The sequence below is a fragment of the Priestia sp. TGN 0903 genome, from assembly GCF_050846855.1.
GTDB classification, from domain to species: Bacteria; Bacillota; Bacilli; order Bacillales; family Bacillaceae_H; genus Priestia; species Priestia zanthoxyli.
Genome location: NZ_JBOZGL010000001.1, coordinates 658,346 through 670,008 on the forward strand (window position 1 = coordinate 658,346; position 11,663 = coordinate 670,008).

At 36.3% G+C, this 11,663-nt stretch carries 10 protein-coding genes; 2 read left to right on the top strand and 8 right to left on the bottom strand.

Features of this window, described 5'->3' with window-relative positions; translation table 11 throughout:
• Nucleotides 1-279: 279 nt before the first annotated feature.
• Nucleotides 280-684, top strand: a complete 405-nt coding sequence (locus tag ACRPLY_RS03440) for a hypothetical protein (RefSeq protein ID WP_047751106.1) — start codon at nt 280-282, stop codon at nt 682-684.
• Nucleotides 685-712: 28 nt separating this feature from the next.
• Here ACRPLY_RS03440 and ACRPLY_RS03445 read toward each other — a convergent pair whose 3' ends face one another.
• The 8 genes from ACRPLY_RS03445 to ACRPLY_RS03480 all read right to left on the bottom strand — a co-directional run bounded on the left by ACRPLY_RS03445 (nt 713) and on the right by ACRPLY_RS03480 (nt 10,544).
• The gene (locus tag ACRPLY_RS03445) at nt 713-2,203 is read right to left on the bottom strand and encodes a peptide MFS transporter (protein WP_033578798.1); all 1,491 of its coding nucleotides are present in this window, start codon (nt 2,201-2,203) and stop codon (nt 713-715) included.
• A gap of 528 nt (nt 2,204-2,731) precedes the next feature.
• Nucleotides 2,732-4,096, bottom strand: a complete 1,365-nt coding sequence (locus tag ACRPLY_RS03450; RefSeq protein WP_063247284.1) for an allantoinase — start codon at nt 4,094-4,096, stop codon at nt 2,732-2,734.
• 376 nt (nt 4,097-4,472) lie between these two features.
• Nucleotides 4,473-5,900 carry a sensor histidine kinase gene (locus ACRPLY_RS03455; protein ID WP_028413600.1) on the bottom strand — a complete coding sequence of 476 codons (1,428 nt, stop codon included), beginning with the start codon at nt 5,898-5,900 and terminating at the stop codon, nt 4,473-4,475.
• Nucleotides 5,890-6,564: a response regulator transcription factor gene (locus tag ACRPLY_RS03460; RefSeq protein WP_028413601.1), complete on the bottom strand. Its 675-nt coding sequence runs from the start codon at nt 6,562-6,564 to the stop codon at nt 5,890-5,892. The genes ACRPLY_RS03455 and ACRPLY_RS03460 overlap by 11 nt, the downstream gene beginning before the upstream one ends.
• Nucleotides 6,565-6,742: 178 nt before the next feature.
• Entirely contained in the window at nt 6,743-6,901 is a 159-nt protein-coding gene (locus ACRPLY_RS03465; RefSeq protein ID WP_155017217.1) for a hypothetical protein, read from the bottom strand.
• Between the two features lie 30 nt (nt 6,902-6,931).
• Nucleotides 6,932-7,807 (bottom strand): peptidylprolyl isomerase, encoded by an 876-nt coding sequence (locus tag ACRPLY_RS03470; RefSeq protein ID WP_048021256.1) that lies wholly within the window; start codon nt 7,805-7,807, stop codon nt 6,932-6,934.
• A gap of 25 nt (nt 7,808-7,832) precedes the next feature.
• Nucleotides 7,833-8,834 (bottom strand): acyltransferase family protein, encoded by a 1,002-nt coding sequence (locus tag ACRPLY_RS03475; protein WP_432231553.1) that lies wholly within the window; start codon nt 8,832-8,834, stop codon nt 7,833-7,835.
• Nucleotides 8,835-9,131: 297 nt separating this feature from the next.
• Nucleotides 9,132-10,544: an amino acid permease gene (locus ACRPLY_RS03480; RefSeq protein WP_034269273.1), complete on the bottom strand. Its 1,413-nt coding sequence runs from the start codon at nt 10,542-10,544 to the stop codon at nt 9,132-9,134.
• A gap of 363 nt (nt 10,545-10,907) precedes the next feature.
• On the opposite strand from ACRPLY_RS03480, the gene ACRPLY_RS03485 reads away from it, so the two are divergent.
• A complete protein-coding gene (locus ACRPLY_RS03485) occupies nt 10,908-11,561 on the top strand; it encodes a GntR family transcriptional regulator (RefSeq protein ID WP_432231554.1) in 654 nt (217 codons plus the stop codon).
• Nucleotides 11,562-11,663: the final 102 nt, after the last annotated feature.

An 11,663-nucleotide genomic window follows, 5' to 3' on the forward strand; every position in this document is an offset into this window, starting at 1 on the left:
ATTTCTGAATTTAATATCTTTTATCAATTTTCTTTTTATATAGGTACTAAGAACCCTCTTTATTCTATTCATCTCTTTTGGAAAGTCAAAATAATCCTTTAATATGGAAAAAATGTTTAATTATAAAAAATTTATTTTGAAATAATTTTAGTTTGCCTATAAAAGAATATTTTTTATTTTTTTGTCTATGCTGATTAGTGAATTACTATGAATATTCTTTCCTTTCTATCTATACATATAAACTACATAGTTCTTTTTTATAATAATGGAGGTTATTATATGTTAAAACCAGATACAGCTATTATTTTTGGATTTCTTATCGAAGAAGCGGCCAGTCGATTAGACGATAAAGAGATTAAAGAAATTGCGGCTAAAGAGCTAGAGAATGGAGAATTGGTGTTTGAAGAAGCCAGTTATTTTTATAAACGCTTTTTTATCCCTGCTTCCTCTGAATTAAGACAAGCTCTTCGCCGAGAGGTCTTATCGCTTCATTTAACATTAAATCAAATTAAAAATGCTTATGGCAACGGATCCATGTCTAAGATTGCTCATATGCATCAAATTATTGCAGAAACTGAAAAATCAACAAACGAACTTAACAGACTTTTAAATCTTGCGTTCTATGAGGGTGAGGACGATCAGACATACGCCTCCTTCATGAATATTTTTTCAAATAAATCATAAAAAAAACCGCCCTTAAGGACGGTTTTTTTTATTGAACACCTTTCATTAAACGCTGAATTTTTGGCGAAATCATTAGTACAATTACACCTAAAATGACCGACACTCCGCCCAATGCAGCAAAATAAACAACTTGCGAAATGTTTTCATAGTATTGAACAAGCTGAGCATTGATTGCCTGCGCCGCTGCGCTTGTTAAGAACCATAAACTCATTGTCTGAGCAGAAAACGCTGCAGGTGCTAGTTTTGTTGTAGTTGATAGCCCTACTGGTGATAAACAAAGCTCTCCAACTACAACTAAGAAGAAGCTTAATACTAGCCATAGCGGGCTCGCTAACGTTTCGTTTCCATGAATACTAGCCGGGATAACCATGACAAGGAAAGAAAGCCCTGCAAATAAAAGTCCTAATGAAAACTTCTTTGGTGTAGAAGGCTGTCTGTTTCCTAATTTCACCCAAAGTGCTGCAAAAACTGGGGCAAATATAATAATAAATAACGGATTTAACGATTGGAACCAGCCAACTGGAATTTTAAAGCCGCCATACGTTAGCTGTGTATGATCTTTTGCATACGTTGCTAAAATTGTTGACCCCTGCTCTTGAATTGCCCAGAACATTACTCCAGAAATAAAAAGAGGGATATAAGCTAATACGCGTGAACGCTCATCAGCTGTTGTCTTGGGACTCTTATACATAACCACAAAGTAAATAATAGGAATAACAATCGCTAAAATACTTACAAATAAAATAACGCCTTCAACTGTTAAAATACCTGCTAAAGAAGTCAGTACAATAAAGATAGCAAGTACAACTACAGCAAGTGCAATAGTACCAAAAACTTTTTTGCGCTCTTCTGGTTTTAAAGGGTTTGGAACTTGTCTACCTGCACGCCCTAGGTTTTTACCTCGTGTAGCCATAAATACAATTAGACCTAAAAGCATTCCTACTGCCGCGATTCCAAAACCTAAGTGGTAGTTATACTTTTCACCTACTGTTGAAACAACTAGCGGCGCGATAAATGCTCCAGCATTTACACCCATATAGAAGATACTAAATCCAGCATCTCGACGGTTATCAGTCGGGCTATACATATCGCCCACAACGCTTGAAACGTTTGGTTTTAATAAACCTGTTCCAATGATAATCAAGAACATTGAAATAAACAGCGCTGTTACACCTGCTGGCAATGCAAGCACTAAATGCCCCAGCATAATAAATATACCGCCGTAAAACACCGTATTAGACGTACCTAAAATGCGGTCTGCAATCCAACCGCCAATAATTCCAGACATATAAACAAGAGAACCATAAATAGAAAAGATCGCTAAAGCGGTTCCTTGTTCCATTCCTAATCCACCGTTTGCAATTGTATCGTACATGTACAATACAAGTAGCGCACGCATTCCATAGTATGAAAAACGCTCCCAGAATTCTGTAAAGAACAAGGTAAATAAACCTTTAGGATGTCCGAAGAATCCTTTTTGAGGAACTGTTTCATACACTTTTTCTCTCTCTACCGACATATTCCTTAACCTCTCTTTCAACCGTAAACCACCATAGACAAAACTGTCAAAAAATTATGATGATATAAAAAAATAGAAACAAGAAAATTTTATTCTTATAAAATGATTCTGTCAATATCAGAATTTTACAATGAGTGCATAATATACGGTTTTTCATTATAAAATTGCACCTATAAAAAGCTTTAAATCAAGATTTCCTTTCTTAAAATATCTTTTTGAAAATTTTTTTATACAAAACCCTTGATTACAAAGCATCTGATTATCTACTTTTCATACAACCAGATAATATTTTTCTTTTTGGGAAATTTTTCTTTATATTTAAAAAGAAGCTTTATTCTTTTTAAATTATGCTTCCCTCAATCAAAAATATACTTTTTTAAAATAATAAAACCTTCTTTAAAAATGTCTCTTTTGTTATAGTAGATACTCTTTTTTCACCTATGTAATACTTTTAATATAAGTCATCCTCATTTTTTTATGTAAAAAAAGAGATAAAAGGTTTATTTTTCATCTCTTTTTTCACTGTGCCTACAATTTTACGTATTCACCATTTACCATTTGTCCTTTGTGAAGAGGAAACACACCTTCTTCTTTAGTGTATACAATCGTTCCTCTATTAATGGTAGTTAAAATAACGCTATTAAATACCGTTCCTTCATATATACTGTGCTTATGTTTGAAAACCATTCCTTCTTTTGTCACTTTTTCAGTTTGATCCAGATCAACGATAACCAAATCCGCATCGGCTCCTAGCAAAATGCTTCCTTTTTTGGGATATAAGCCGAATCGTTTAGCTGGATTGGTTGATACAAGCTTTGAAATGTGAGAAAGAGAAATCCCTCTAGTGATCGCTCCTTCACTAATCATTGCTTGCAAAGAGTACTGACCGCCTGATATTCCACCCCAAACTTTAAATAAATCATTCTGATGAGCTGTTTTTAACTCAATCGGGCAAGGAGAATGATCCGAAGAAATCATATCTACTTCTTCTGATTGAATACATGCCCATAATTTTTCTTTTTGACTCCTGCTGCGAAGAGGAGGTGCACACTTAGCCGTTACACCAATTTCTTCAAAGTCTTCCTCTGTAAAAAGTAAATAATGCGGACAAGTTTCCAGCGTAACGTTCATTCCATTCTTCTTTGCTTCCGTAATAAGCTGCACTGCTTCATAGCTGCTAATGTGTACAAAGTGAAGCGGACATCCCGTTTCTTCACCGTACTCAAGCGCTTGCTTTACTGCGTTTACTTCTGCTACAACCGGTCGCGTTTCTAAATAATCTTTAATAGCCGTTTGCTTTTGCTTCTGTTTAGCCTGTTCAAGCTTTTGTATTAAGTCATTTCTTTCAGCATGCAGGGCAAGCACTTTATTTAGTTTTGCAATCTCTTTCATTCCTTCGTATAATGTGAGGTCATCTGAGAAATCAAATTCAGAACCTGCTTCTGACATAAATGCTTTAAAACCTATTACACCCGAATGAGCCATTTTGGCTAATTCTTCTTTATTACCAGGAACCAACCCTCCCCATAGACCGTAATCTACTACTGACTTTTGATCAGCCAGCTTTTTCTTTTCCCACAGCGCTGCTTCTGTTACGGTAGGAGGAACGCCGTTTAAAGGCATATCAAAATATGTAGTGCAGCCTCCTGCGGCCATAGATGCTGAACCGTAGTCAAACCCTTCCCAATGGTCTCGGCTCGGTTCATCAAAATGCACATGAATATCAATCATTCCAGGCAGAACATATTTGCCTTTAGCATCTACGTATTTTTTTGCTGGTATGCTAACACCTTGCGCTATTTCTGCAATCTTTCCTTTTTTAACACCTATGTCCGCTTTTACTATTTCGTCTTCTAATACGACCGAACCATCCCGAATAATTAAATCGTACATATTATCAAACTCCCCTTTACTTACTTCATCTTTTTGTTAAACGAAGTAGTCTGCTATTGTTCTATCATGCACTGTTTCCTTTAAAAAGTCTTTATCATTGTAAAGAACCCTGACACACAGACTGATTATTACGTCAGTTAATATAACTGAATTATCCGATTTTTTCATTCGCCATTTTGTCTAAACTTTTCTTTTTCATTTGGTCACTTTCACTAACTGAAAAGAGATGGAGACATAACTAAATCAACGGACGAACAAATTGGATAAATGAAACCTACCTCCACTCTAACCATAAAAAAATCCGAACGAGTTTGATTCTCCATCAAGAATCAAACTCGTTCGGATCTTCCTTCAACTAATTTTGTCACAGTCTCTTTTAACTCTTTTTTACTTTTTGTGACATTGGCAACCTTACTGTAAATGTACTTCCTTTTTCTTGTTCACTTTCTACATCAATTTTGCCTTTATGTGTTTCTACGATCCATTTAGCGATTGCTAGGCCTAGCCCGTGACCTCCCATTTGACGGGATCGGGATTTATCAGCACGATAAAAGCGGTCGAAGATTCGATCCTTTTCGTCGGGATGAATTCCAACCCCTGTATCACGTACTTTTAATGTACATTCACTCCCGTGCTGAACCACTTGAATGTTTACACTTCCATGAGGAGTCGTATATTTAATCGCATTGTCTAACAAAATGTAAATCAGCTGAGTGAGACGCTCTTGATCTCCAGTTACAACTAATTTTTCAGGCGTATCCAGCTGCAAATCAATATGTTTAGAAATCGCTAGAGTTTCAACCGATTCCATTACCTTTTGTACCGCATCTGTAATATCAAATGGCATCATTGCTTTTTCTACTTTATTAGAGTCTGAGCGTGCAAGCGTAAGTAAATCACTGACGAGACTCGTCATCCGCTTCACTTCAGCTTTCATATTATTAATTAATTTTTTAGAGAAGGGATCTTCTGTTACTTCCTCCTGCATTTCTAAAGCGTTGATAGAAGAAAGCATAACGCTAAGCGGTGTCCTTAGCTCATGGGATGCATCCGCCACAAATTCTTTTTGCTTTTGGAAAGCTGTTTCAATTGGGACCATGGCACGTTTTGACATTAAGCGGCTGATATAAATGGCTACTCCTACAAACAGTACCGTAAGGCTCAGCATAATAATGAGGAGCCACTTTAACAGCTGATAAAGAAACGAAACGTCTTTTCCAATATAAAGCATCCCTAAAAATTGGCCTTTATAAAAAATAGGTTCCCCCGCCATCATTAAATCAATATCTATTTTGCCTTCCCCGTTTTGCCCTTTTACTCCTTCGATGTGCTCAAAACTAGGACGCGGGGCTTTTATTCGTTCTTTTCGCACTTCGTTTTCAATAGGGATCCATCCATCAATTAAATCTAACAAGTTAGAGCGAAGACGCTCACTCGCTTCGTTGCCCATAATAAGGTCCCCTTCAGGACTGATGACATAATAAAAAAACTGGTCTTCACCGGCTACGACAATGTTTTTATACTCTTCTTTCGACTGTTGATTCGAACTGTTTACCGCTTGTTTAATTAAGATGCTTTGGACAATTCGAGACTCTTGTTTTAACATGCTATTTAAGTTTTGCTGCTGACTATTGGATACAACCACATACACCAATGCATAAACAATAAATACGAATAAAAGCAGAAACAGCATTAGCAATGCGCTGTATCGGAATGTTAAACGATTTTGCGTCTGGCTGAATAAATCTTGCTTTACTTTTTGTTTTACTTTCTGTTTAGCCCTCGTAAGAAGTTTAGCTTTCAATTTTGTAGCCTACTCCGCGAATGCTTTGAATAAGATCTTGTTTGTTGAATTTCTCTAGTTTTTTCCGCAAAAGTTTAACCGTCGCATCAATCGTTTTAATCGAAACATCTGATTCATATCCCCATACCCGGTCTAAAATAATATCTCGAGAAAGAACTTGTCCTTTGTTTTTCACTAAAAAATCTAGCAGTTGAAATTCACGAGGACTTAATTGAATAAACTCCTCGTCAAACTGCACGGTTTGACTTGCTCTTTTTAATATCATGCTGGCAATCTCTACTTCTTCTTCTAAAATTGGTGCATAATTACGACGAGCCAAAGCGCGAAGCCTTGCAAGCAGCTCGTCAATTTCAAATGGCTTAATAACGTAATCATCCGCTCCCGCATCTAAGCCTTGTATACGATCTTGAACCGCATCTTTTGCTGTTAACATAAGAATGGCCCCGGCGTATCCTTCTTTTCTTAGACGTTTACATACATCGATTCCGTCTCCATTGGGCATCATCCAGTCAAGAATTAACACATCATAATGTGCTTCAGATGCATAGTCATATGCATCATTCCCTTCCGTCACCCATTCGACGTTATAGCCTCCTTTTTTCTTCAGCATATAACTAACTAATTCACCTAGCTGCAAATCATCTTCTGCTAGCAGTACGTTCATTCTGCGTAACTCCTTCCTTCGTTTGATACATTTCCCTGCATCCTTTTGTTTACTTTATTATACAAAAAGAATCAGCAGAAACAAGCTGCCTCTACTGATCTCTTTTCATTTTAATTTTCCCTACCTGTATTAAGAACGAGAGCAAACTGCTGTTCAGCCGTTCGCGTCTTTTGTACTTTTATGAATGACTAACGATTTGATTTGAATATGAAGGATTTGATCCATTAACAGTTTCTGTGACCTTTACAACACGCCGGCATATTTCAGCTCGTACACCTCTGTGCTTCAATTGTTCGACGATTTTTTCTAATTTGCTATAAGACGCTGTTTGTTTCATATCCATCCCCTCATTTCGTTAAGGTATTATTTATGAATCAAGTTTGTTTGTAATATCATACTTTTTCTTTAGCTTTTGTAACCATGTTGGATACTCTGTTTGGTATTTTTGATCAAGCAGCGTTTGCTTGATTTTTGCTTTGCTGTTTTCATATGTTGCTTTTTGCGCTTCTTTTTTGCCTGTTACTTTAATAATATGGTAACCGTATTCTGTTTTAACAGGATCACTTACTTCATTTACCTTCATTGAAAATGCTTTGTTGGCAAAAGCTTCGACCATATCGCCTTTTTTGAAGTATCCAAGGTTTCCGCCATCTGATTTAGAAGCTGTATCCGTTGAATATTCTTTTGCTAGCTTTGCAAAATCTTCTCCTTTATCAAGCTTTTCCTTTACTTCTTTTGCTGTTTTTTCGTCTGCTACTAAGATATGACTAGCTTTTACCTGTGCTTCTGTAGCTAGTGAATCCTTATTTTGATTAAAGTACGATTTCATTTCACTATCTTTAATATTAATAGTCGACTCGACCATTTTTTTTGCTTCAATATTCGTCTTTAAATCTTTTTTCAGCTCTGACAATTTTACACCGCTAGATGCTAATGCTTGATTTAGTGCATCTTCTCCACCGTACTGACTTTTAAGGTTTTCTAATTCAGCATTAATTTCTTTATCGGTTACTTTAATATTTTGTTTAGCTGCTTCTTTTGAAATGACTTTTTGTTCGATTAGTGAATCAAGGACGCTTGATCCTCCTTGAGCAAGAAGAGCATCATACAGCTGATCTTTTGTGATTTTTTCATCACCAACGGTAGCAACTACCTTTGATTTATTCATTGCTACGGCACCAATAGCTACTGCAGCAATAATGACAACGGCTGCGATAATCATAATTATTTTGTTTTTAGACATCATTAAACTCCTTTTCCATTTCTCATTACTTACCTAAACTTAAACTTTTGCGCGTTGGTAACGGTTTAAGCTCAATTAAAGGCCTTGCAATCGTAGATACGTATTTACTCGACAACAGCCACGCCACTCCACAAGCTCCAATCAAAAGAATGCTGTATCCTTGTACATTTTCTATCCAGTCTCCAAAAGAAGATAAGCGAATATATTTAATCAGAAATCCATGTAGCAAATACACATAAAAGGTTTGAGCACCTCGAGATGTAAAAGACATCGTCTGTGTAGGGGTCAAAGCTAAAAAGGAAACCGTCATTGCTAAGCTGATGCTATAAAATAGTATACGAATGATCATTCCCTCTACTTGATTTACACCTAAGGAGACATAAGATTTTGAACCAAATAGCCACTCCTTCTCAAAATCCGGTGCTACGTACTGGATCCACAGAGCAATAATGAGCAATGTGCCTCCAGCTATTTTCTTACAAGAAACAGACGTCAACTTTTTAAAATGTTCTTTTTTCATATAAAACCCTGCTAAGAAGAAGGGGAAGAATACAAATGTTCTAGAAAGACTTAACGTTGTTTCTAGCGGTTCACATAAGCCAATCATAATTCCTAAAACTGCCGCGACGGCTAAAGGATATTTGATCTTTGTAAAAATGAACAGCATCGCATTCCAACAAAATAAACTTAGTAAAAACCACAGTGACCAAGCTGGTTGAAATACTGAAACTTCAAATGACGATTCATCATACAGTTTATAATCATATACCGCATAGATAAGTTGAAAGATAATATAAGGAAGTAATACTTTCTTCGCCATCTTCCACATATATCCTTTCTTTCGGTATCCTTTTGCAAAATATCCGCTTATTAAAATAAACGCTGGCATATGAAAAGTATAAATAAATATGTAGAGTGTTCGTAACCACTGTTCATCATTAATGAAGGGAGTTAACAAATGGCCAAACACTACCAGTACAATTAAGATAAATTTCACGTTATCAAAATACGCATCCCGCTTAGCCATTTGACTTCCTCCTTTCTTTTACGTTCTATGGATTTGTACGACGTGCTGCTGCGAATATCTTTTCTTTACATCCCTTACTATACATAGTGAAAATGAAAAAACAGTGAAAACTTTTCTTTTTTCTATTTTTAAATAAGGCGCCGCTAAATAAGTTTGACAAATGGCGCCTCTTTCTCTACTATATAGATACGCACCCTATCCAATTCAATTTCGCTTGTTGCGGGACACTTAACCAGTACGGATGGATAGGGTGTTTTTGTATGCAAAAAAAAGCAGAAGACCTAGGTCTTCTGCTTTTTATTTTGCTATAGGCTGACTGTCATCTTTTCCGTTTTCTTTTTTACTTTTTAAATAATAAAACAGATAACAAAAAAGGACAAATGGGATACCGCAGTATAATGCGATACGCTGACTCTTATCAAAAGCAAGTCCTACACAAGCAGCAAAGCATAAAACGAATGCTAAGATAGGAACGAGAGGATATAAAGGAGCTTTGTAAACAAGCTTTGATACATCATTTCCTTCTTTAATATAGCGTCTTCTGAACATAAAATGAGAAGCTGCAATAGCCATCCATACAGCTACCACCGCAAATCCAGAAATAGAAACTAATACTAAGTAAACAGTAGTTGGTGCAACCACGCTTGACAGCAAGGACAGACAAGCCACTCCCATGCTGATAAGCAACGAATTAAATGGAACTCCTTTAGACGTTACTTTCCCTAACCAGCTGCTAACCATTTTTTGATCGGATAATGACCAGAGCATTCTCGAGCATGCATATAAGCCTGCATTAGCGTTTGATAGTAAAGCTGTTAAAATAACCAAGTTCATAATATCTGCTGCATAAGGAATACCTATTTGATCAAACACCGTCACAAAAGGACTTTCTAACACTCCTGCTTGTTTCCATGAGATCAACCCAGATAGTACAAACATGGCGCCGATAAAGAAGAAGAATGTACGCCAAATGATATTTTTAATGGCTCGAGGTATGTTCTTTTCTGGATCTTCGGTTTCTCCCGCCGTAATACCAATTAATTCTGTTCCTGAAAAAGCAAAACTTACGGAAACCATCGTAATTAATACAGGCATAAGTCCATTTGGAAATAAACCGCCCTCTCCTGTAAAATGAGAAAGCATCGGCGCTTTTTCATGACCGCTAAGGGGAATGAATCCAAACATCGCTGCTGCGCCTAAAATAATAAATACAATAATCGTTAATACTTTAATACTTGAAAACCAAAATTCTGTTTCGCCGAAAAAACGTACAGATGTTGCATTTAAACCAAATAATAAAAGAGCAAACAGCGCGCTCCATATCCAAACCGAAACGTCAGGAAACCATCTTTGCATAAGCAGCCCAGACGCTGTAAACTCCGAACCGACAGATACTACCCAAGTCAGCCAGTAGAGCCAGCCCACCGCAAAACCAGTTCCCGGCCCTATAAACTTTGTAGCGTATACTTGAAATGATCCTGACACAGGCATTGCTACGCTTAGTTCCCCTAGACATATCATGACTAAATACATAATTAATCCACCGATTAAATAAGCAAGGAGCGTTCCCCCAGGACCTGCTGCATTAATTGTATAGCCAGAATTAAGAAACAACCCCGTACCGATAACACCGCCAAGGGAAATCATAAATAAATGACGGCTTTTCATTTTTCTTTGTAACTGATTCATAGATGTTGTATTCTCACCCATTATGTACCTCCTTTTTATAGTAAACCCATCCAAAAACTTGGTTTTTTTACATATTCTCTATAGTCTCTTCTCTTCAGGAATAGGCTCTATTTCTTCGATATGTACGAATTTTGTATATTGTATACAATATACACTTCTTAAATCTTTTTACGATTATATCATTTTTCAGATTTTTTACAACAATGAATAGTAAAAAATATTTCAATAATTCTATTTTTTTATATTCTAACTAAGATTAAATGAAGTGATATGATATGATTATTTTTACACCTGTACGTTCTTTCTTGCTATTTTTATACTCTTTCATCACCATGACATGAAGAGAAAGAACGGCTGATGCGATATTTATTTTAGGGGGAAACAATGAACAAGGGGCCTATGATTTATCATTCATTAAAAGATCATGTATATAACTACATAGCAAGTCAAATTCAAGAAGGTACACTGCTGCCTAACGACAAAATAAATGAAGCCAGTATTTGTTCTCAGCTGAATGTCAGCCGAACGCCTGTAAGAGAAGCGCTTATTAAATTAGCTTCAGACAACCTATTAGAATACAGACCGCGCAGAGGGTTTACTGTAAAGGAAATTGACACACACAAAAAACTAGAAGTGTTTGAAATCGTCGGTGCTTTAGATGGTCTGGCAGCTGCCTTGTCGATTGATCACTTAACTGAAGAAGATTTTACGAAGATGGATGAGCTTATTAAAAAAATCGATGTTTCGATTGAATCAGAAAATTATCAGGATTATCAAAAATATCAAACATATTTTCATCGAGTATATTTGAACCGATGTGATAATGTGACCTTAAAAGAACAGCTTGTGTCTTTACAAGACGGATTCATCAGACAAACGTACTTTAGCGATGACAAAAAAGAGCTATACGCCATTTTACGCGTAATGAATGAACATCACCGCCATATTCTAAAACTTCTGCAGCAGAAAAAAAAGGCGGATGTTCAGCTTTACCTTCAAAATGTTCACTGGAAAATCGAATACCCAGAAATGATTTGATCAAAAAGAACTGGAGACATAACTAAATCAATTCGATCAACAGCTAGAAGAAACGAAATACATGAAACCTACGTTTATCATACCAATGAAAAAATCCGAACG